Below are 20,057 nucleotides of genomic sequence, written 5' to 3' on the forward strand. Positions count from 1 at the left end.
CAAAAACTGAATCGGAATAGCCGGTTAGCCGCCCTTGCTCGAGACCTGATTCAACCACCTGATCCACCGATTCAACGAAAGGAAACGCCATGGCCGCCACAAAACTCCTCAGCGATGCCGAGGTCGAAAAAATCCCGGTTGCGAAGGCTGTGTTCGACGACATCCGCGCGACGCGCAAGTCGGACTTCGTCAACAATTTCTGGCGCGGGCTGGCCAACGATCCGGCCTTGCTGAAACGGACATGGGACCAGGTGAAAGTGGTGATGGCTACGGAAAGCGCCATCGACCCGCTGACCAAGGAGATGATCTACATCGCTGTCTCCACCGCCAATGGCTGTTCCTATTGCGTCCATTCGCATACGGCAGCTGCCCGCGCCAAAGGCTTGACCGATGCGCAGCATGGCGAGCTGGCGTCGATCATCGGGCTGGCCGGGCAGACCAACCATCTGGTGACTGCGATGCAGATTCCGGTCGATCCTGAGTTTGAAGTGAGGTGAGGGGCGGATTTCCCTTCTCCCCTGTGGGAGAGGGGAAGCAGTGCGCTATGCCGGTCTGTAAACCTTCTCGGCCGTGTTCCAGAAGATATCCGCCTCGGCGGCTGCGCCATGCTTGCCTACCGCGGCGCGGTGCGCCTTGATCAGTTCGGCATGGGTCGTCCAGAGTTTTTCGATCGGGAAGTTGGAGCCGAACATCAGGTGGTCAGCGCCCAGAATGTCGATCGCATTGTCGACGATGTAGGCGATCAACGCCGGATCGTTGCGGTGGGCGAAGGTGCCGAGGCCCGATAGCTTGGCGTAGAAGTTCGGCGCTGTTGATAGCGTACTCAGGCCGGCTTTCCAGGCCTCGTTGGTTTCCGGCTCCATGCCGGTCAGCATGCCGGCATGGGTGAGGATGAAGTTGATCTGCGGGTTCTCGCCGACCAGCGTCAGCCCGTCCTTCATCTGGGCAGGGAAAAGCTGCAGGTCGAAGGACAGGCCATAGTCTTTAAGCCGCGCGACATTGGCCCGCACCTTGGGGTCGATGACCTGATCGGCCGAGGCAGCGAAGCGGAAGGCCGGCGTCTCGTGCCAATGCAGCTGCATGCGCACGCCGCGCAGCAGCGGGTACTTTTTCAATCGATCGATCTGGGGCCGGACATCGTCGACAGTCATATCGGTATAGCCGACGATAGCGTGCGGCCAGCCGGTCTCGTCGGCAGTCTTCTGCAGGAAGGCGACTTCTTTTTCGAAATCCTCCTTGGCCCAGTTGGTCTGGACATAGACGGCCTTCTCGACACCTGCGCCTTGCTGATCGGCGAGAAATTCCTCGATCGGATAGTCGCGGCGGATCGGTTCGTAGGGTCCGAAAATGCGCGGCACCATCGGCCCGACCAGCCATGGCTGGTCCTGCTGGCGCCAGATGTGGAAATGCGCGTCGATGGCTTTCTGCATCACAATACCCTTTTCCAGATTGCCGACGCCGCCGGGGCGGGGCGGGCGAGCGACAGGATGAAATCGGTGAGGCTCCCGAGCGACGAGCCGTCGATGAGATCGTCGAGATCAGGCAGGATGGCGCGGAGTGCTGCCGTGGCGGGAAGGAAACGCGGGTCACCGGCCAGCGGTGTGGCCAGCGACAGGCGAAAGGCGCGGGCGCTCAGCCGGCGCATTGCGGTCTCGAGATCGGCATGGTCGCCGCGCTCCAGCGCGTCCGACAGGATGATCACAGCGGCACCGCGGGCGAAAGCTGAGAAACGCGGCACCGAGAGGAAGGCGAGCAAGGTCGGTCCCATGCGCGTGCCGCCGTCCCAGTCGTCGACGAGTGCCGCCGCGCGGGCGAGAGCCTGGTCGCGATCGCGGATACGCAGTGCGGATGTGATGCGGGTGAGCCGCGTGCCGAAGGTGAAGATTTCGGCACGGTCAGCACCTTGTACGGCGGCGTGCGCCAGTTTGAGATAATCCGATGTATGCAGCTTCATCGAGCCGGAAACATCGATCAGGATCAGCAGCTTGCGCGGCACCGTCTGGCGGCGGCGCAGCTGCGGCGAGGGGATGTCGCCATCGGCGCTGACGATTTCGCGCAGCGAGCGGCGTAGATCGAGCTTGCCGCGCGAATGGGAGCGCACGGTGCGGAAGGAGCGGCGCGCGGGCAGGGTTGAAGCGAGCTTGCGGCGGAAGGGCCCAAGGCCATCGTCGTCGCGGAGGAAGTCGCGGCTGCTGAGCTGTTCGATTGCCGACGACAGCTCGCCGCCTTTCTCCTGGCGCGTGGTCTGTTTCTCCTCCTGGCGCGTGCCGTGATCGTCCTTGATGCGGGTTTCCTCGTCTTCCTCGCCTTCGATCGAGGGTTGGCCATCGCCATGGAAGTGATTGCGAAAATGCGCCTCGAATTCGCCGCGGCGATCGGGCGGGGGGGCAAGCGTTGCGATCGCCGCCTCGCGGATGTCGGCCATTGAGCGGGGGCCGAGCAGGGTGACCGCCTGCATGAAGCTGGAGACCTGCTCGGGGGCAACGGCAAAAGCGTGGCGGCGCAGAAGGCGGGCGAAGTCGAGGAAGGGCGCGGAGGCGAGAGGAAGGGTTCCCTGACGCATCATTCCTTCGCGCCCCCCTCTGTCCTGCCGGACATCTCGCCCTCAAGGGGGGAGATTGGCGGCTTCGGCGCCTTGCTCAGGTCTGCAACTCTGGAGATTGGCGAAAGCCACAATGACAGCTGATCTCCCCCCTTGAGGGCGAGATGTCCGGCAGGACAGAGGGGGGTGCTGTCCCGCCGGCGTTGCGAATTGCCGAGGTCCCGGCTCACCCTAGCGCCTCCTCGACAATCCGGCCAAGCTCGGGTGCGATATAAGACAAATCTTCCTCGTCCTTGATCAGCACGCCGATGGCGCGGCGGAAGGCTTGCGGCCACGGGCTGCCGCCCTTCTCCAGGATGGTGGCGGCGTTGGCCCATTCTACGGCCTCGGAGATGCCGGGCGGCTTGGCTAGCGGCCGGGCGCGAATGGTCTGGACGGCGGCTGCCACGGCCCGCGCGGTGGTCTCGGCGACATCGCCGGCGCGCAGCATGATGATGGCGGCTTCGCGCTCGGCGTCGGGATAGCCGATCCAGTGATAGACGCAACGCCGACGCAGCGCCTCCGCCAGTTCGCGGGTTCGGTTCGAGGTCAGGATGACGATCGGCTGCGCCTCGGCGCGGATCGTGCCGCGCTCAGGGATGCTGATTTGGAAATCGGAAAGGAATTCGAGAAGCAGCGCTTCGAATTCGTGGTCGGAGCGGTCGATCTCGTCGACCAGCAGCACGCGCTGCTCCGGCGCCCGCAGCGCCTGCAGCAATGGCCGCGCGATCAGAAAGCGGTCGTCATAGATGTCGATCTCATGCTCGCCGGCATGGCGGATGGCGAGCAGCTGGCGCTGGTAATTCCATTCGTAGAGCGCGTGCGCAGCGTCGATGCCTTCATAGCATTGCAGCCGCACCAGATCTCGGCCGAGGAGCTGTGCGACCGCCTTGGCAGCTTCGGTCTTGCCGACGCCGGGCGCGCCTTCCAGCAGCAGCGGCTTGCCGAGCCGTATCGCCAGGAAGATGGCGGTGGCCAGGCTGTCGTCGGCGAGGTAGCGCGAAGCAGCGAGATGCTGTGCCACTGCCTCCGGCGAGGTCGCGACAGTCACGGCATTCGGCTCCTGCATGTCGTCCTCAGTTCGCCGCTTGCGCCTTCAGCGCGCGCAATATGCGCTCCGGTGTGATCGGCAGCGTGTCGATGCGCACGCCGACGGCGTCGAAGACGGCATTGGCAACCGCGGGGATCTGCGGGTTCGCGCACATTTCGCCTGGTCCTTTGGCACCGTAAGGACCATCCGCCGACGGCCGCTCCAACACGATGATCTCGGTTTGGGCGAGATCGCCCGGTCCCGGCATCAGATACTGGTTGAAGTCGGTGCCGCCATGGTCGCGGTTGGGATAATAGGGCTCGGTCGTTTCGTAGAGCGCGTGGCTGATGCCCATCCAGGAACCGCCGACCAGTTGCTGCTCGACCATTTTCGGGTTCAGCGCGCGGCCGATCTCAAAGACGTTCTTCACGGTCAGCACCGTAACCTCGCCCGTCTCGTCATCGACCTCGACTTCGGCCACCGTGCAGGCATGGGCGTAACAGGTCGACGGCTTCATCGCGCCGGTCTCTTTCTCCGGATAGGAGCGCGGGATCAGGAACATGCCGCGCCCGGATATCGAGCGCCCGCGCTTGAAATGCGCCGACAAGGCGACATCGAAGATCGAGATCGACTTTTGCGGCGCGCCCTTGACCAGAATATTGCCCTGGCCGTCAGTCTCAAGGTCGGAAGCGTTGACCTCCAGCTCTTCCGCCGCCACTTCCAACATCACCTGGCGCGCTTCCTTGGCCGCCTGGATGACGGCATTGCCGGCGCGGTGGGTGCCGCGCGAGGCGAAGGTACCCATGCAGTGCGGGCCGGTGTCGGTGTCGGCGGTGTCGATGGTGACCCGGTCGGTCGGCACGCCGATGGTCTCGGCGCAGATCTGCGCCATGATCTGCTTCAGGCCCTGGCCGAGATCGACCGACGAAAGTGTGACCATAAAATTGCCGGTCGGCGTCGAATGCACCAGCGCCTGCGTCGGGTCGCCGCCAAGGTTCATGCCCGTCGGGTAGTTGATCGCGGCGACGCCGCGTCCGCGCCTTATCGCCATCTCAAGCTCCCTTCGTGTAGGAGGACATCGCCATATACTTCTCCGCCACCGGCCAGTTGGCGGCGCGCGACGCCTCCTGCATGCACTCGATCAGCGCCGCTCCTTCGGTCGGCTGGCGATGCGCCTTCATGTCGCCATCGCGATAGGCGTTGATGAAGCGGAATTCGAGCGGGTCCATGCCGATCAGCCGCGCCAGCTTGTCCATCTGCACCTCAAGCGCGAAGTCGCCGATGGTGACGCCGAAGCCGCGCATGGCGGAGGAGGGGGTGCGGTTGGTGTAGACGCAATAAGTGTCGATCCAGACATTGGGAATGGTGTAGGGCCCGGGATAGTGCGCCGCTCCCTTCTGCGCGCCATAAGGCGAATGGCGCGAATAGGCGCCGGCATCGGTATAGCCGGTCACCTTGCGCGCAACGATGCGGCCGTCGTTCATCACGCCGTCCTTGATGATTATCTTTTCGGCCGCTCGGGGTGACGAGATCTGCATCTCCTCCTCGCGGCTGTAGATGAAGGAGACGGGACGTCCTGTGAGCTTGGCGCCAAGAATGGCGATCGGCTCGACGATGACGTCGACCTTGCCGCCAAAGCCGCCGCCGACGGTGCCGCCGGCGAAATGCAGTTTGGAGCCGGGCATCTGCAGGATGATCGAGGCGTTGTCGAGGGTGAAGAACATCGCCTGGGTGTTGGTGTAGCAGGTGAAGCGGTCATTGCCTTCGGGCACCACGACGCAACCGGTGGTCTCGGTCGGCGCATGCTCGATCGGCGAGGATTGATAACTCTGTTCGAGGATGTGGTCGGCGCCGGCAAAGCCCGCCTCGACATCGCCGAAGCGCACCTTGCGGCACTCGCCGCTGTCATAGAGATAATAGTTCTGGCCGTGATATTCGTTGACCAAAGGCGCGCCGGGCTTCAGCGCTTCCTCCATGTCGAAGACGGCCGGCAGCACCTCGTAGTCGACCTTGACCTTGGCTGCCGCTTCCTGAGCCGCGCGCTCGGTCTCGGCCAGCACCGCCACCACGGCCTCGCCCTTCCAGCGCACCTTGCCGTCGGCCAGCACCGTCTCGTCCTCCGGCCCGACCTGGATCAGGATCAGGATGGTGTAGACATTGTGCGGAACGTCCCTGGCAGTGAGGATTTTCACCACGCCGGGATGCTTCTCCGCTTCGGAAGTGTCGATCGAACGGATGCGGGCATGGTGGTGCGGACTGCGCACCATTTTCAGGTGAAGCATATTCGGGACGTTGCGGTCGGCGAAATAGGCGGTCTTGCCCGTCACATGTCCCGGCGAATCCAGCCGCGGCCGCCCATGGCCGATCTCGTGCAGGCCGTCCTTGCGCTGATCGGCGAAATAGTTTTTGCGCAGTTCCATTCTTTTGGTCCTTAGGCCGCGTTCTGCGAATTGGCTCGGGCCGCGGTCAGCACCGCCTGGATGATCGGCTCGTAGCCGGTGCAGCGGCAGATGTTGCCGGACAGCGCCTCGACCACATCCTCGCGGCTCGGATTGGGGGTATGGTCGAGCAGCACCTTGGCGGCCATGATCATGCCCGGCGTGCAGAAGCCGCATTGTGTGGCGAAGGCGTCGAGGAAGGCACGCTGCAGCGGATGCAGGACGCCGGCCTCAGCGAGGCCCGATGTGGTGCGAATGTCGGCGCCGCCGCAGGTCTCGGCCAGGGTCAGGCAAGAGAGCCGGAGTTCGCCGTCGATGATGACCGAACAGGCGCCGCAGGTGCCCTGGTGGCAGCCGCCCTTGGGCGAGGTGTCGCCGATCTTGTCGCGCAGCGCGTGCAGCAGCGTCGTGCCGCTGTCGACAATTTCGGCCTTCTCCGAGCCGTTGAGCGTGAACTGAACCGGAACCTTTGCCATGTTTTCCTCCCAGCGCGCCTGCCCGGTTGATCGGACAGACGCGCGCCCCCCAAGCGGTGGTTAAGTAAGCAGCAGCCGGCCGAGATGGACCGGCAGAACCTCGGCGCGATACCAGGCGCTGGCGATCGGGTCGGTGATTGGCGAAGTGCCTTCACCGGCTGCAGCCAGCGCCGCTGCGACGCCGTCCTGCTCGAGCCTGCTGCCGATCAGTGCCTTTTCCGCAGCACGGGCGCGCATCGGCCGGTCTGCCATGCAGCCGAGCGCGATCCGCGCCGAGGAGACAGTGCCGTCGCCGGCCTGTTCGAGAACGGCGGCGATGCTGATCACGGAGACGCCCTTCGGCTTGACCCGCGACACTTTCAGGAAGCGGAAATTCTTGGCCTTCGGCAACGCGAAGGCGACTGATGTGACGATGGCGCGGCTGTCGTCCCGCCTGGCCAGAAAATCCTCGATAGGCAATTCCCCATCATCGGTGCCGACCGTCGCATCCAACGCCAGCAGGGCGACAGCGAAATCACCGTAGGGCGAGGGTGCGAACAGATTGCCGCCGACAGTCGCCATATTGCGGATCGCCGGGCCGCCGACGGCGCGCGCAGCCTTGGACAGCGCCGCAAGCTCGGGATGGCGGGCGATGGCCGCCATTGTCACCGAAGCGCCGATGCGGACCTTGCCGCCGGCAACGGTGATCCCGGAGAGGGTCGGATCGGTCGAGCGGACGAGGCCGGTGACGGAGACATCGCCTTCATTGGCGGCGCGCACGACCAGCGTGCCGCCGCCGAGATAGCGGGTGCCGGGCGCCTTCAGCGCCGCGTTGGCATCCCTGACGGCCGAAAAGGTCTGGAGGGCAAGCGCCATGGCAGTCTCCCCTGACTCAGCTCTGGCCAGAAAAATGGCTCTTCAACGCATTGAAGCCACCCTGGAAGACATTGGCGGCCATGCCGGCGGCGATCTTGTCGGCCTCTTCGGGCGCCGCGTCGAAAGTTGCGGTCCATTCTGCATAGGTGCGGTCGCCGTCGGTCACGCGGCGCAATTGCAGCGTTGCCTTGTGATTGGTCAGCGGCTGCGGCGTCTCCAGGATGGAGTAGCTGACGCGGAAATTCGAATCGGAGAAGTCGAGCAGTTTCTCGCGGATACGCGCGCCGCTGGCGAGCTCGAAATTACGCACGCAGCCGATGGTTTCGGCGCTCTTGCCGTCTTCGATATGGCTCTTGACCATGCGCGGATGCCAGCCCGGCAGGCCGTTGAAGTCGCGTATGCGCGCCCAGACCTTTTCGACCGGCGCGTCGATGACGCTGGAGACGGTGACTTCAGCCATATGATCATTCCCCTACGAATTCGATACGCTGCAGGGTAGGGCGGCGGCCGGCGCTGCGCTTATCAATGGGTCTTGCGGCCCTATCAAGGAGTCTGAAAAAGAACAGCCCGTTCAGGCCATGGCACGCGCCGCTTCGCGGTAAAGCGTCGGCGGCACGCCGACATGGTCGCGGAAGAAGCGCGAGAAATTGCCCTGGGTGGTGAAGCCGAGATTGCAGGCGACCGAGATCAGCGGCTCCTGCGACCACTGCAGCTGCCGCACGGCTTCCTCCATGCGCAGCGTGTTCCAGTAGACGTTGGGCGTCAGATTGGTCTGTTCCTTGAATAAAGCAAAGAAGTGCGGCCGCGACAGGCCGACGCTGCGGGCGACGTCGTCGAACGAGATGCGTTCGCAGACATTGGCCTTCATCAGCTGGATTGCCTTGCGGACGCGGAAATCCTGCATTGTGTTGACCCGGATGCGCGCCTCCTGCGGCGCCGAGGCGTCGGCGGCGTCGAGCAGGCTATCGATGAAGCGCTCGATCTCGTAATTGGCGACGTCGTCGATGCTTTCATTATCGCTCAAATGGTCGAGCAGGTTGGCGGCGGCCTGGTGCAGCCAGGGTTCGAGCGTGATCGCAGCCTGTGCAAACAACGGCGCCGACGAAGGCAGGTCGCGGCGCCGGCGCGCCCAATCCGGATCGATGTAGAAAGCGAGGAACAGGCCGGGCCTGCCGTTCTGCGACAGAATGTGGCTGTGCGGCTGGTAGGAATTGATGCCGGCGGCGGTGCCGGGACCCAGCGGCACCGTCTCGCGGCCGACGGTCATCTCGCCGGCCGTGCCCTCCAGCCAGATGATGATGTGGGCCTCGACATGCGCATGGGTGACGAAGTCGCTGGCGACATTCAGGACAGAAACATGTCCGAACCGGCCCCAATAGAGCCTGATCGCGTCCGTCATGGGTTATACCTCCCGCAGACGACTGGCCTCCCTTCGCCTGCGACGGGATTGTGCGGCTGAGTTCGGGCTCGCGTCAAGGCGCGGGGCGAAAGCCGCTGTGTGCTGCCGGCCGTAGTGGTGGATTTTCAGACTGAGCGATAGGGTTTCCCGTCAAACCGAAGCCGTCATGCCGCCGTCGACATAAAGCGTATGGCCGTTGACGAAGGATGAGGCGTCGGAGGCGAGGAACACGGCGGCGCCGATCAGTTCGTCGACATACCCCCAGCGGCCAGCCGGCGTGCGCTTTTCCAGCCAGGCGGAGAATTCCTGGTTGTCGACCAGCGCCTGGTTCATCTCGGTGCGGAAATAGCCGGGGGCGATGGCATTGACCTGCAAGCCGTATTTCGCCCAGTCGGTGCACATGCCACGTGTCAAATTGCGGATTGCGCCCTTGGTGGCCGTATAGGGCGCGATGTTGGGCCGGGCGAGTTCGCTCTGCACCGAGCCGATGTTGATGATCTTGCCCTTGCCGCGCGCGATCATATTGCGGGCGACCGCCTTGCCGGCATGGAAGGCGCCGGAGACATTGGTCTTGAACAGCCGCTCCCACTGCTCCTCGGGAAAGTCCTCGAGCGGAGCGCGGAACTGCACGCCGGCATTGTTGATCAGGATGTCGATGGCGCCGATCTCGGCCTCGATGCGGGCGACATCGGCATCGACCGCGCGAAAATCCGTCACGTCGAAGGTCGAGGGGTGCGCTTTGAAGCCAGCGTCGCGCAAGCCGGCGACAGCACCGGCAACCTTGCCGGCATCGCGGCCGTTGAGCACGACACTTGCGCCATGCTCGGCAAGGCCGCGCGCCAGCGCCAGGCCGATGCCTTGGCCGGAGCCCGTAATCAGCGCCAGCCGGCCGTTGAGGTCGAACAGGGATTTCGATGTCAAAGCAACGGTTTCCAGCCGAAAGATTCAGTCCAAAAACATTCAGTCATTGCGCCTGAAGTTGCGGATCCGGTCGAACAGCACCGCGAGCAGGATGGCGCCGCCGATGAACACGCCTTGCCAGAAAGCATTGATGCCGAGCAGACCAAGGCTGTTGCGGATCACTTCGATGAGCGCGGCACCGACAATGGCGCCGAAAGCGGTGCCGACGCCGCCGGCGAGATTGGCGCCGCCGATCACGGTGGCGGCGATGACCTGCAGTTCCATGCCGGTTCCGAGATTGGTGGTGACGGCGCCAAGCCATCCGGTCTGGATGATGCCGGCAATGCCCGCCGCCAGCGCCGAGATCATATAGACGGCGACCTTGATCTGCTTTACCGGAACGCCGGTCAGCGTCGCCGCGTGCTCATTGCCGCCAATGGCGAAGATGTGGCGGCCAAACTTGGTCCAGCGCAGCGTGAAGCCGGTGATCAGCGCCAAAAGGATCATGTAGAGCACCGGATTGGCGATGCCGAACACCCAGGCACCGCCGCCCAGCGCCAGAAGCTTGTCGTGATCGGGGCCGAACTGGAAGACGACGGTGTTGTTGGAGGCGACCATGGCGAGGCTGCGGGCAATCGACAGCATACCGAGCGTCACCACGAAGGGTGGAAAGCCGAGATAGGCGATCATGATGCCGTTGAAGGCGCCTATGGCGAGCGCGGTGGCGATCGAGGCGAGGATGCCGACTTCTATGGAGTAGCCGGCATGCATGGTGACGGCCAGCACCATCGACGACAGGCAGAGCACCGAACCGACCGACAGGTCGATGCCGCCGGTGATGATGACGAAGGTCATGCCGAGCGCGATGATGGCGACGAAGGTGATGTTGCGGGTGATGTTGTAAAGGTTCTTCGACGTGGCGAAGGCGTCGGTGGCAAAAGACAGGAACAGGCAGGCCAGGATGACCGCGATCACCACCCAGAAGGTCTGGCTGGCAAACAGTCTTGCCGGCAAGGATTGTTGTTTTTGTTCGATCGGCTGGTCAATTGTCAGTGCCATCGTCGACCTTCATGTGCTGTGCGTGGTGAAATTCGCTGAGATCAAACCTGTTCGATGGCGCCGGTGATCAGCCCGGTGACTTCCTCGGGCGAACTTGACGCAATCGTCTTGTCGGCGACCTTGCGGCCGCGCCGCATGACGATGACGCGGTCGGCGACGGTGAACACGTCAGGCATGCGGTGGCTGATCAGCACCACTGCGATGCCTTGGTCGCGCAAATGGCGGATCAGGTTCAGCACTTCGGCGACCTGGCGCACCGAGATCGCGGCCGTCGGTTCGTCCATCAACACGATCTTGGCCTGCGACAGCATGGTGCGGGCAATCGCTACTGCCTGGCGCTGGCCGCCCGACATCTGCTTGACAAGGTCGCGCGGACGGGTCTCGGACTTCAACTCGGCGAAGAGCTGGCCGGCGCGCTTGTACATGGCGGCATAGTCGAGGATGCGTAAAGGGCCGAGGCCGCGGCGCAATTCACGGCCGAGATAGACATTGGCGGCGGCGGTCAGATTGTTGCACAGCGCCAGGTCCTGGTGGACGATCTCGATGCCGTGCTGGCGAGCTTCCGCCGGCTTGTGCAGGATCAACTCCTTGCCGTCCATGCGCATGACGCCATGGCTGGGGCGGAAATTGCCGGCGATCATCTTGACCAGTGTCGACTTGCCGGCGCCGTTGTCGCCCATCAGGCCGACCACCTGTCCGGGCTCGATCGACAGCGATACGTCGTTGACCGCCTGGATGGCGCCGAAATGCCTCGAGATATTGGTGAGTTCGAGAACCGCCACCAGTCTTTGCCTCCCCGTGTTTTGCGACCCGCTGCTGTTCCCGGCGTGAATGCCGGCGCTGCTTTGGCCCCGCTCTCCCCATCTCCTCCCGGAAACAGCGTCAGCGTTCTTTTACGCAAAAGCCGGCGCTCGTCAATCAATTGTCGGACGAATTGAAGCGTTGGTCATCCAAAAATCCGTTTTGTAGGACAAATAGCATTGACGTTGGCCGCAAGCCGATATTAGCTAAGCGTCGGAGGAGATTATGCCGATGCCGCTGGCGGTTAGCCGGGCGGAATCGGCGGAGGTTATCGGTCGAGGTTGCGGCGCCACCCATGTGTTGAGCCGGGCCAATGCCGCATCTGGAAATGCTTATCGATCTGTCTTGGCGACACGAGTGCTCGTGAAACGAACCTCGGTCATTAAGCATCCGGTCGATCTGTGTGGCGGGCACGCCGTGTCCGTCTGTTTCAAGGGAGGACTGACATGAGGAAAACACTTTTGCTCGCCGCCGTCGCCGCCATGGCGCTGGGCGCCGGGCCGGCTTTGGCCAAGAAACAGCTCGTCATCGTGGTGAAGGGTCTCGACAATCCATTCTTCGAAGCCATCCACCAGGGTTGCGAGAAATGGAACAAGGAAAATGCCAGCTCGGAATATGAATGCTTCTACACCGGCCCGGCGTCGACCTCGGACGAGGCCGGCGAGGCGCAGATCGTTCAGGACATGCTGAGCAAGGCCGACACGGTGGCAATGGCGATTTCGCCATCCAACGCGCCGCTGATCGCTCAGACGATCAAGACCGCCAATCCGACGATCCCGATCATGACGCTCGACGCCGATCTCAGCAAGGAAGATGCCGCGCTGCGCAAGACCTATCTCGGGACCGACAACTATTTGATGGGTCACAAGATCGGCGAGTACATCAAGAAGGGCAAGCCGAACGGCGGCACGATCTGTACCATCGAAGGCAATCCCGCGGCCGACAACATCCTGCGCCGGGCGCAGGGCATGCGTGACGCGCTGTCGGGCAAGGAAGGCCTGGCGGCACTTGCCGGCGAAGGCGGCTGGACCGAAGTTGCCGGTTGCCCGGTGTTCACCAATGACGACGGCGCCAAGGGCGTGCAGGCGATGACCGACATCCTCGCCGCCAATCCCAAGCTCGACGCCTTCGGCATCATGGGCGGCTGGCCGCTGTTTGGCGCACCGCAGCCCTATCGCGACCTGTTCGGGCCGCTCAAGGACCGCATCGCCAGCAACGACTTCGTCATTGGCGCCGCCGATACGATCGGCGATGAAGTGGCGATCGCCCGTGACGGCCTTGTGACCGCTCTGGTCGGTCAGCGGCCGTTCGAAATGGGCTACAAGGCACCATCGGTGATGATCGACCTGGTCGAAGGCAAGGCGGTCGCCGATCCGGTGTTCACCGGCCTCGACGAATGCACCAAGGACACGGTCGACACCTGCATCCAGAAGTAGGTTCTCGATTTCGGGGCGCCCTTTGACGGGCGCCCCGTCTCTTCCCGGACGGACGCAACGGTTGGGGCAGCAGGCTCCGGCTTTGACACGCCTGTAGTTTGGATTTTCGGCAACGAGATCGGCGCGCCGTGCAGGTTCGGACCATTCCGGACGCAGACGGCCGACGCATTGGAACGTGAATGCCGGACGAGAAATCAAAGAAGCGAGCCGAGCGGGCCAAGGCACAAACCAGCCTCGGTCCGGCTGTCATGCGCAGGGCCGGTGCCGCGCATTTTCCGGGAGCGAGCGTCCATGTCTCGCTGGCCGGCGAGATTGGCCTCAGGATCGTGCGCGGCGACTATCCGCCCGGCACCATTCTGCCCAACGAGGCCAAATGGGCCGAGACCTTCGATGTCAGTCGTTCGGCGGTGCGCGAAGCCATCAAGATGCTGATGGCCAAAAGCCTGCTGGCTTCACGGCCCAAGATCGGCAGCTGGGTCGAGCCCAGGGAACGCTGGAACCTGCTCGACCGCGATGTGCTGGCCTGGTACGCGACCGGGCCGGACCGGGAGGCCTTCCTGCGCACGGTGCAGGAGTTCCGTCACATCATCGAGCCGGAAGCGTCGGCCTTTGCCGCCACGCGGCGCAGCGACGAGCAGATGGACGAGATCAGCCAGGCCTGTCGTGAGATGGGCGAGGCTCTGAACCTGCAGGAGCGTATCCGCGCCGATACGCGTTTTCACCTCGCCATACTGCGCGCCTCGGGCAACGATCTGCTGGTGCCGCTTGGCGTTCTGATCGAGTCGGCGCTCGATCATCTCTTTGTCTTCGTCACACGCGAGACCAGCGATCAGCGGCGGGCGCAGGCGCTGCATGAGGCGATCGAGAAGAACATCCGCCTCCAGCGTCCTGCGGCCGCGCGCAATGCGGTGCACAAACTGCTCGCCAACACCGACGATGTTATCGGCCGGTCGAGGCGCTGACACAGGCTTTTCGCCACCTCAAATCGTCTGCTTCTTGCCATCCTTGCTGGGCATCAGGTCGACGCCGTTGACCTTGCCGATATATGTCGCCAGCATCGGCACGAATTGCTCGGCCGGGCCAGTGGCATGGGCACCGGCGAAGGAGTTCTTGGTGGCGTTGCCGAGCGGGTTGGCGATGCCGGCCGCACCCGCCATCGATTCCAGATAGGTCAGGTCCTTGAAGGCGTTGGCGATGGTGAATTTATGCGCGTCGCGGTCGCCCTCCAGCGTCCAGCGCATGAAGGTCTGGTAGAAGCCGCAATCCATGCGGCCGTTGCGGATGACGCTGTCGAAACGCGGTGGCGAGATGCCGACCTTTTCGGCCAGCGCCAGCGCCTCGGAATAGATCGCGGCATAGCCCAGCGAGATGAAGTTGTTGAGCAGCTTCATGCGGTGGCCGTCACCTGTATCGCCAATATGGACGATGCGGCCGGCCCAGGTTTCGATGACCGGCTTCACACGGGCAAACAGCGCGTCGGGCGCGCCGACCATGGCGTCGAGCGTGCCTTCCCAGGCTTCCTTCGGCGTGCGGCTGAGCGGTGCATCGACGAAGTCGACGCCGATCTCCTTCAGTTCCGCCGCCAGCGCCACGGTCGAGACCGGATCGGCGGTCGAGCAATCGACGACAACCGAGCCTCTTTTCAGGCCCTCCTTGAGGCCGCCGGGGCCACGGATGATGGCTTCGACCTCGCGCGAGCCGGTGACGCAGATGAAGACGATATCGGATGCCGCTGCCAACTCACGCGAGGTGGCCACTTCCTTCGCACCGCGGCCAGCCAAGTCTTCCGCCGGCTTGCGGTTCTTGCGGCCGAGGAAGGTCAGGCCATAGCCCTTGTCGACGATGTTCTTGGCAATGCCGTGCCCCATCAGGCCAAGGCCGATAAAGCCGATCTTTTCGCTCGCGGCGGTCGTGGTCATGTCTTGAAGTCCTGTTGCGATGATTGATATTGGGCGCCGCCGTCTTGCGGGCGAGGGTGGTTGCGGAATGCCATATTGTCTGACAATACACAGAAATCCTAGGCATTGGAGACGAAAATGACGAAGCGGATCATGTTCACCGGCGGCAGCGGCAAGGCCGGTCGCCATGTCGTGCAATATCTGATCGAACAGGGCTGCCAGGTGCTCAACATCGACACCAGGCCGCTCGACAATCCCAAGGTACGCACGCTGATCACCGACATCACCGACAGCGGCCAGGTGTTCAACGCGCTGTCGAGCTATATGGGTCTGCACGAATTCGACCCGTCGCTGCGCCCGCAGCCGGTCGATGCCGTGGTGCATTTCGCCGCCATACCGCGCATCATGATCACGACCGACAATGAGGTGTTCCGCATCAATGCGATGGGCACCTACAACGTCATCGAGGCGGCGGTGAAACTCGGCATCCCCAAGGTGGTGATCGCGTCCAGCGAGACCACCTATGGCGTGGTGTTCGCCAACGAACCGCGCGACCCCAAATATTTTCCCCTCGATGAAGAATACGACGTCGATCCGATGGACAGCTATGCTCTGTCCAAGGTCGTCAACGAGCACACGGCGCGCGCCTTTGCGCAGCGCAACGGCACCGATATCTATGCCTTGCGCATCGGCAACGTCATCGAGCCGCACGAATATTCGCTGTTTCCGAAGTGGTTTGCCGATCCGGGCTTTCGCAAGCGCATCGCCTGGAGCTATGTCGACGCGCGCGATCTCGGCCAGATCACGCTGCGCGCCGTTGAAACGGACGGGCTCGGCTTCCAGGTGTTCAACGCGGCCAATGACGATACCTCGTCCGACCTGCCGACAGCGGAACTTTTGAAGCGGTTTTACCCCGACGTGCCGGTCAAGGCGGAGCTCGACGAATACGAGACGCTGCTTTCCAACCGCAAAGCCAGGGACATGCTTGGCTTCCGTCCCGAGCACAGCTGGCGCAAATACGTCAAATAGGCCGGCCGGGGGCAAGGTTGCGACCTGATCTGTGCACAGCCGCAGCCTTTGCCGTCAACGTCCCGCCCTTTGCTTGACAGCTTCCGAAATCCGGACTTTGTGGAGGCATGAGGGACGGAAAGCCGAATAAGGGAAAGATGCCTGAAAAGGCGGCATCCGCAGAGCGCCCGGCGACCCTTCGCCGGGCTGACGCGGCCCGGATGCCCGGCACCAGCGTGCATGCGTCACTGGCCAGCGAAATCGGGCTTCGGATTGTGCGCGGCGACTATCCGCCGGGCACCATCCTGCCCAATGAAGCCAAATGGTCTGAAACCTTCAACGTCAGCCGCTCGGCGGTGCGTGAGGCGATCAAGATGCTGATGGCCAAAAGCCTTCTGGCATCACGCCCTAAAATCGGCAGCTGGGTGGAGCCCAGGGAGCGCTGGAACCTGCTCGATCGCGATGTGCTCGCCTGGTACGCGACCGCGCCCGACCGTGAGGTGTTCCTGAAGACGGTGCAGGAATTCCGCCACATCATCGAGCCGGAAGCGACTGCCTTCGCCGCCATGCGACGCACCGAGGAGCAGATGGCCGAGATCAGCCAGGCCTGCCGCGAGATGGGCGAGGCGTCGAGCCTGCAGGAGCGCACGCGCGCCGACACACGCTTTCATCTCGCCATCCTGCGCGCCTCCGGCAACGATCTGCTGGTGCCGCTCGGCGTGCTGATCGAATCCGCCTTCGATCATCTGTTCACCTATACGACGCGCGAACTCGACGATCTGCAGCATGCACAGCAACTGCACGAGGCGATCGAGAAGGCCATCCGCCTGCAGCGGCCGGATGCGGCCCGCAACGCGGTGCGCAAGCTGCTCGCCAATACAGACGGCGTCATCAACACCCGGTAGGATGTGCTGATATTCAGGTGAGGCCGGCCTGCAAACGCCGGCTTTCGCGCTTCACGTACTTAAGTACGCTCCGCTCCGGTTCTCGAAACCCAATGTGTTCGGCGCGGCCTGACCTGAATCTCAACACATCCTGCGAGCGCTCAGCCGGCCTGCGAAGTGGCCAAATGCTGCCTGGTCAGCGCGATCAGCAGCGCCTGGTCGCGGGCGGCGTGCTCGGGGCGGTTGACCACCTCGTCGCGATTGACGATCGCACCCCAGAAGCCGCGCAGTTCCTCGACGAAGGCTTCACCGTAGCCGGCGCGCAGATCCTTCGTCGACAGTGTGTGGCCGTCCGAGGTCTTCACAGTCAGCCGGGTCGGGTGATGGTTGAGCCAGGGCGAGGGGAATTCGAGCTCGAGGCTGGCATCGTCGAAGAACAGCGTGATGCGTTCCTTGTAGTCGGCGAGCTTCGGCACGGTGAGATGCGTCATCGTCCACAGCGCCTGGCCGTCGAGCAGTTTTACTGCGCCCTGGCCGCCATCGCCATTGGCGAAGATCTGCGCGCCGACGACCTCGCCATCCGGCACGCTGAGCGCGTCGAGCAGGCCGTGTACGGCATTCACATCGTGAATCAAGGCGGAGCTGTAAGCGGCGGTAAATCCACGGAAAGCCAGATCGTTCAAAGGCTGGCCGATAGCGCGTTCGACCTGTTGTTTCTGCCTGGCTTGCGCGGCGGCAATCAGCTCCTCGGGAATGTCGTTGCCGCGCTTGTAGCGCTGGTGGGCGATGAACGGCCAGGCATCGGGATCGTTAACCTCGACCGAGACGGACCGCAACGTCTTTGCCGTGCCGGGCAGCGAGGCCAGCGCCAGCCGGTAGCTCGGATCGAAGCGCTTCATATAGCCGACCTGCATGACCTTGCCGGCCTTATCGCGCGCGGCGATGATCTCGGCGATTTCCGCCGGGGAATAGCAGAGCGGCTTTTCGCAGAAGACATGCAGGCCGCGCCCCAGTGCGGCCAGCACCTGCTCGTGATGCAGCGGGTCGGGCGAGCCGATCACGACGGCGTCGAGCTTATGGTCGAACAGTTGCTCCGGCGTTTCGAAATTGGCGATGCCGTGAACTTCGCTGACATATTCCCGCGAAATCCTTGACGGGTCGGCGACGCCGACCAGTTCGAACAGGTCGCCGAGCCGCAACAGATTCGGAATATGCTCGACCTGCGAGATCATGCCGGCGCCGATAACGCCAACCCGTATCCTGCTCATGCTGCTAAAACTCTCTGCAAAGTGTTCCAGGCTCAGGGTGCGGCGGCCGGCCGATTGCCGATCTGCGCCAACAGCCCGGCAATCTCAGCTTCCACCGCCTTCAGATCCTCGCCGCCCGACATGATGGAAATCACCTCGTCGCGCGAGATCTCGGACTTTGCGTATGTGCCGCGATTGCGGCCGCGGTTGAGCAGCGTGAAAGTGTCACCGACAGGGTAGGCGTGGTGGATGTTGTGGCTGATGAAGATCACCGCCAGCCCGCGCATGCGCGCCTCGATGATGAATTTCAGCACCATGGCCGCCTGATGCACGCCGAGCGCCGAGGTCGGCTCGTCAAGGATCAGCACCTTTGCGCCGAAGTGGACTGCGCGCGCGATTGCCACCGATTGGCGCTCGCCGCCCGACAGCGTGCCGACGGCCTGCGTCGGGTCGCGCACGTCGATGCCGATATCGGCCATCGCCTGGCGGGCAATTGTGTTGGCGCGCTCCTTGTCGAAGCGCGAGAAGGGCAGGCGGCTTCTGGTCGGCTCGCGGCCGAGGAAGAAATTGCGCGTGATCGACATCAGCGAGATCATGCCGAGGTCCTGGAAGACCGTCGCGACGCCGAGGTCCTGCGCGTCGCGCGGGCTGCGGAACGTGACGGGCTTGCCGTCGACGAAAATCTCGCCCTTGGTCGGCCGGTGCACGCCCGACAGAACCTTGATCAGCGTCGATTTTCCGGCGCCGTTGTCGCCCAGCAAGCAGTGCACCTCGCCGGGATAGACCTTGATGTCGATATCCTGGAGCGCGCGCACCGAGCCGAAATTGACCGACACACCACGCAATTCCATGGCTGGCTGGATGGCCGGGGACGGGTTTGGGTAGGTCATTTGCCACCTCCGCGTCCGAGCGCCTTGAGGCGGATGTAGTTGTTGACCAGCACGGCCATCAAAATGACGATGCCGAGGAAGACCTTGAACCAGTCGGTGTCGATGCCGGTGTAGAAGATGCCCATCTGCACCAGGCCGAAGATCAGCGCGCCGAACAGCACGCCATAGACGGTGCCATAGCCGCCGGTGAGCAGCACGCCGCCGATGACCGCGGCGATAATTGCCTCGAATTCCTTGAGCAGGCCGCGCGTGGTGTCGGCGGAGCCGGCCTCCATCACCTGGATGGTGGCAAGCAAGGTCGCGGCACAGGCGGTGTAGATGAACAGCGCGATCTTAACCCGGTCGACCGGCACGCCGACATTGCGGGCGGCATTGAGGTCGCCGCCGGTGGCGAATATCCAGTTGCCGTATTTGGTCTGGGTCAAGACATAGCCGGCAAGCGCTGTCAGGCCGAGCCACCAGACGATCGACATCGGAATGCCGACGACGAAGGGAATGCCGTCGGTGCGGGTGGCGATCCAGCCTTGCGTGCCCATCCATTGGAAGAAGCCGGTCAGGAGATGGCCGTTGAACAGGCCCGCGGTTGCCGGGTCCGGCGCGCCGTCGAGGATGTAGGGGATCTGCGTGCGGCCGGTGACGGCGCGGGTGATGCCGATCGACAGGCCGCGCAGGATGTAGAGCGACGCCAGCGTCACGATGAAGGAGGGCAGGCGGGTCTTCACAACGATCAGCCCGTTGACGTAGCCGGTGAGGATGGCGACAGCGAAGGCGCAGGCGATGCCGCCCCACAGCGGTAGGCCCCAGTATTTCACCGTCAGCCCGATGACGACGCCGGCGAAGCCGACCATCGAGCCGACCGAGAGATCGAACTCGCCGGCGATGATGAGAAGGGCTGCGGCAGTGGCGATGATGCCGAGTTCGGCCGCCAGCGTCAGGAAAGTCATCGACCCCTGCAGCGAATAGAGGTTCGATGCACCCGGCAGCAGGGCGAAGATGATAATGGTGGCGATGAGGCCGCCGGCGGCACCGGCTTCGGGCCGGCGCAGCCATTGAGTCAGCCGGCCCGTGCTGGCCAGCCGCGCGGCCGCACCGGCCGGGCGGGTGGGGGGGAAGGCCCGCCCGGGCGGGGCCGCGGCCCCCGGGGGCGGGGGGGGG

The 20,057-nt window shown here is 63.6% G+C and carries 21 protein-coding genes; 5 read left to right on the forward strand and 16 right to left on the reverse strand.

What is annotated here, in order from left to right; all coding sequences use genetic code 11:
* Positions 1–89: 89 nt before the first annotated feature.
* Positions 90–497: a carboxymuconolactone decarboxylase family protein gene (locus tag NKI06_RS25475; RefSeq protein ID WP_352739155.1), complete on the forward strand. Its 408-nt coding sequence runs from the start codon at positions 90–92 to the stop codon at positions 495–497.
* 45 nt (positions 498–542) lie between these two features.
* Here NKI06_RS25475 and NKI06_RS25480 read toward each other — a convergent pair whose 3' ends face one another.
* The 12 genes from NKI06_RS25480 to NKI06_RS25535 form a co-directional block, all read right to left on the reverse strand.
* Positions 543–1,430, reverse strand: coding sequence for an amidohydrolase family protein (locus tag NKI06_RS25480; RefSeq protein ID WP_352739157.1), 888 nt, complete (start codon positions 1,428–1,430; stop codon positions 543–545).
* Positions 1,430–2,566 (reverse strand): vWA domain-containing protein, encoded by a 1,137-nt coding sequence (locus NKI06_RS25485; RefSeq protein ID WP_352987539.1) that lies wholly within the window; start codon positions 2,564–2,566, stop codon positions 1,430–1,432. Before NKI06_RS25485 ends, NKI06_RS25480 begins: the two co-directional genes overlap by 1 nt.
* 202 nt (positions 2,567–2,768) lie before the next feature.
* Positions 2,769–3,650, reverse strand: a complete 882-nt coding sequence (locus tag NKI06_RS25490; protein WP_352987540.1) for an AAA family ATPase — start codon at positions 3,648–3,650, stop codon at positions 2,769–2,771.
* A gap of 7 nt (positions 3,651–3,657) precedes the next feature.
* On the reverse strand, positions 3,658–4,662 hold the full coding sequence (locus NKI06_RS25495; RefSeq protein WP_023699673.1) for a xanthine dehydrogenase family protein molybdopterin-binding subunit: 1,005 nt from the start codon (positions 4,660–4,662) through the stop codon (positions 3,658–3,660).
* Between the two features lies 1 nt (position 4,663).
* Entirely contained in the window at positions 4,664–6,031 is a 1,368-nt protein-coding gene (locus NKI06_RS25500) for a xanthine dehydrogenase family protein molybdopterin-binding subunit (protein ID WP_352746584.1), read from the reverse strand.
* Positions 6,032–6,042: 11 nt separating this feature from the next.
* A complete protein-coding gene (locus NKI06_RS25505; protein ID WP_352987541.1) occupies positions 6,043–6,525 on the reverse strand; it encodes a (2Fe-2S)-binding protein in 483 nt (160 codons plus the stop codon).
* Positions 6,526–6,585: 60 nt separating this feature from the next.
* On the reverse strand, positions 6,586–7,380 hold the full coding sequence (locus NKI06_RS25510) for an FAD binding domain-containing protein (RefSeq protein ID WP_352987542.1): 795 nt from the start codon (positions 7,378–7,380) through the stop codon (positions 6,586–6,588).
* 16 nt (positions 7,381–7,396) lie between these two features.
* On the reverse strand, positions 7,397–7,840 hold the full coding sequence (locus NKI06_RS25515) for an SRPBCC family protein (protein WP_023687951.1): 444 nt from the start codon (positions 7,838–7,840) through the stop codon (positions 7,397–7,399).
* A gap of 111 nt (positions 7,841–7,951) precedes the next feature.
* On the reverse strand, positions 7,952–8,779 hold the full coding sequence (locus NKI06_RS25520) for an AraC family transcriptional regulator (RefSeq protein WP_023673046.1): 828 nt from the start codon (positions 8,777–8,779) through the stop codon (positions 7,952–7,954).
* 150 nt (positions 8,780–8,929) lie between these two features.
* Positions 8,930–9,700, reverse strand: coding sequence for an SDR family oxidoreductase (locus NKI06_RS25525; RefSeq protein ID WP_352987543.1), 771 nt, complete (start codon positions 9,698–9,700; stop codon positions 8,930–8,932).
* Positions 9,701–9,739: 39 nt separating this feature from the next.
* Positions 9,740–10,738 (reverse strand): ABC transporter permease, encoded by a 999-nt coding sequence (locus NKI06_RS25530; protein WP_023673048.1) that lies wholly within the window; start codon positions 10,736–10,738, stop codon positions 9,740–9,742.
* 41 nt (positions 10,739–10,779) lie between these two features.
* A complete protein-coding gene (locus NKI06_RS25535) occupies positions 10,780–11,520 on the reverse strand; it encodes an ATP-binding cassette domain-containing protein (RefSeq protein ID WP_023682237.1) in 741 nt (246 codons plus the stop codon).
* A 465-nt stretch (positions 11,521–11,985) separates the two neighbouring features.
* Here NKI06_RS25535 and NKI06_RS25540 point away from each other — a divergent pair, with 465 nt between their 5' ends.
* Both NKI06_RS25540 and NKI06_RS25545 read left to right on the forward strand, forming a co-directional pair.
* Positions 11,986–12,975, forward strand: a complete 990-nt coding sequence (locus NKI06_RS25540; protein WP_023673050.1) for a sugar-binding protein — start codon at positions 11,986–11,988, stop codon at positions 12,973–12,975.
* 179 nt (positions 12,976–13,154) lie between these two features.
* Positions 13,155–13,937: a FadR/GntR family transcriptional regulator gene (locus NKI06_RS25545; protein ID WP_023682236.1), complete on the forward strand. Its 783-nt coding sequence runs from the start codon at positions 13,155–13,157 to the stop codon at positions 13,935–13,937.
* A gap of 18 nt (positions 13,938–13,955) precedes the next feature.
* Here NKI06_RS25545 and NKI06_RS25550 read toward each other — a convergent pair whose 3' ends face one another.
* Positions 13,956–14,894, reverse strand: coding sequence for an NAD(P)-dependent oxidoreductase (locus tag NKI06_RS25550; protein WP_352987544.1), 939 nt, complete (start codon positions 14,892–14,894; stop codon positions 13,956–13,958).
* Between the two features lie 117 nt (positions 14,895–15,011).
* Between NKI06_RS25550 and NKI06_RS25555 the strand changes: the two genes are divergently transcribed.
* Complete coding sequence (locus NKI06_RS25555) at positions 15,012–15,902, forward strand: NAD-dependent epimerase/dehydratase family protein (RefSeq protein ID WP_352987545.1); 891 nt, start codon at positions 15,012–15,014, stop codon at positions 15,900–15,902.
* 107 nt (positions 15,903–16,009) lie between these two features.
* On the forward strand, positions 16,010–16,786 hold the full coding sequence (locus tag NKI06_RS25560; RefSeq protein WP_023682233.1) for a FadR/GntR family transcriptional regulator: 777 nt from the start codon (positions 16,010–16,012) through the stop codon (positions 16,784–16,786).
* Positions 16,787–16,926: 140 nt separating this feature from the next.
* Here NKI06_RS25560 and NKI06_RS25565 read toward each other — a convergent pair whose 3' ends face one another.
* Genes NKI06_RS25565 through NKI06_RS25575 form a run of 3 tightly spaced genes read right to left on the reverse strand, consistent with a single transcriptional unit; the run spans position 16,927 to position 19,978 of the window.
* On the reverse strand, positions 16,927–18,033 hold the full coding sequence (locus NKI06_RS25565; protein WP_352812022.1) for a Gfo/Idh/MocA family protein: 1,107 nt from the start codon (positions 18,031–18,033) through the stop codon (positions 16,927–16,929).
* 32 nt (positions 18,034–18,065) lie between these two features.
* The gene (locus NKI06_RS25570; protein WP_023712088.1) at positions 18,066–18,902 is read right to left on the reverse strand and encodes an ATP-binding cassette domain-containing protein; all 837 of its coding nucleotides are present in this window, start codon (positions 18,900–18,902) and stop codon (positions 18,066–18,068) included.
* Positions 18,899–19,978 (reverse strand): ABC transporter permease, encoded by a 1,080-nt coding sequence (locus tag NKI06_RS25575; protein ID WP_502900618.1) that lies wholly within the window; start codon positions 19,976–19,978, stop codon positions 18,899–18,901. Before NKI06_RS25575 ends, NKI06_RS25570 begins: the two co-directional genes overlap by 4 nt.
* Positions 19,979–20,057 lie beyond the last annotated feature (79 nt).

This window comes from Mesorhizobium sp. M0772 (assembly GCF_040320135.1).
Lineage (GTDB): Bacteria > Pseudomonadota > Alphaproteobacteria > Rhizobiales > Rhizobiaceae > Mesorhizobium.

Bases quoted from the DNA above. Each gene is read 5' to 3' on its own strand.
- NKI06_RS25475 (WP_352739155.1), top strand. From the start codon at position 90: ATGGCCGCCACAAAACTCCTCAGCGATGCCGAGGTCGAAAAAATCCCG.
- NKI06_RS25480 (WP_352739157.1), bottom strand. From the start codon at position 1,430: ATGCAGAAAGCCATCGACGCGCATTTCCACATCTGGCGCCAGCAGGAC.
- NKI06_RS25485 (WP_352987539.1), bottom strand. From the start codon at position 2,566: ATGATGCGTCAGGGAACCCTTCCTCTCGCCTCCGCGCCCTTCCTCGAC.
- NKI06_RS25490 (WP_352987540.1), bottom strand. From the start codon at position 3,650: ATGCAGGAGCCGAATGCCGTGACTGTCGCGACCTCGCCGGAGGCAGTG.
- NKI06_RS25495 (WP_023699673.1), bottom strand. From the start codon at position 4,662: ATGGCGATAAGGCGCGGACGCGGCGTCGCCGCGATCAACTACCCGACG.
- NKI06_RS25500 (WP_352746584.1), bottom strand. From the start codon at position 6,031: ATGGAACTGCGCAAAAACTATTTCGCCGATCAGCGCAAGGACGGCCTG.
- NKI06_RS25505 (WP_352987541.1), bottom strand. From the start codon at position 6,525: ATGGCAAAGGTTCCGGTTCAGTTCACGCTCAACGGCTCGGAGAAGGCC.
- NKI06_RS25510 (WP_352987542.1), bottom strand. From the start codon at position 7,380: ATGGCGCTTGCCCTCCAGACCTTTTCGGCCGTCAGGGATGCCAACGCG.
- NKI06_RS25515 (WP_023687951.1), bottom strand. From the start codon at position 7,840: ATGGCTGAAGTCACCGTCTCCAGCGTCATCGACGCGCCGGTCGAAAAG.
- NKI06_RS25520 (WP_023673046.1), bottom strand. From the start codon at position 8,779: ATGACGGACGCGATCAGGCTCTATTGGGGCCGGTTCGGACATGTTTCT.
- NKI06_RS25530 (WP_023673048.1), bottom strand. From the start codon at position 10,738: ATGGCACTGACAATTGACCAGCCGATCGAACAAAAACAACAATCCTTG.
- NKI06_RS25540 (WP_023673050.1), top strand. From the start codon at position 11,986: ATGAGGAAAACACTTTTGCTCGCCGCCGTCGCCGCCATGGCGCTGGGC.
- NKI06_RS25545 (WP_023682236.1), top strand. From the start codon at position 13,155: ATGCCGGACGAGAAATCAAAGAAGCGAGCCGAGCGGGCCAAGGCACAA.
- NKI06_RS25550 (WP_352987544.1), bottom strand. From the start codon at position 14,894: ATGACCACGACCGCCGCGAGCGAAAAGATCGGCTTTATCGGCCTTGGC.
- NKI06_RS25555 (WP_352987545.1), top strand. From the start codon at position 15,012: ATGACGAAGCGGATCATGTTCACCGGCGGCAGCGGCAAGGCCGGTCGC.
- NKI06_RS25560 (WP_023682233.1), top strand. From the start codon at position 16,010: ATGAGGGACGGAAAGCCGAATAAGGGAAAGATGCCTGAAAAGGCGGCA.
- NKI06_RS25565 (WP_352812022.1), bottom strand. From the start codon at position 18,033: ATGAGCAGGATACGGGTTGGCGTTATCGGCGCCGGCATGATCTCGCAG.
- NKI06_RS25570 (WP_023712088.1), bottom strand. From the start codon at position 18,902: ATGACCTACCCAAACCCGTCCCCGGCCATCCAGCCAGCCATGGAATTG.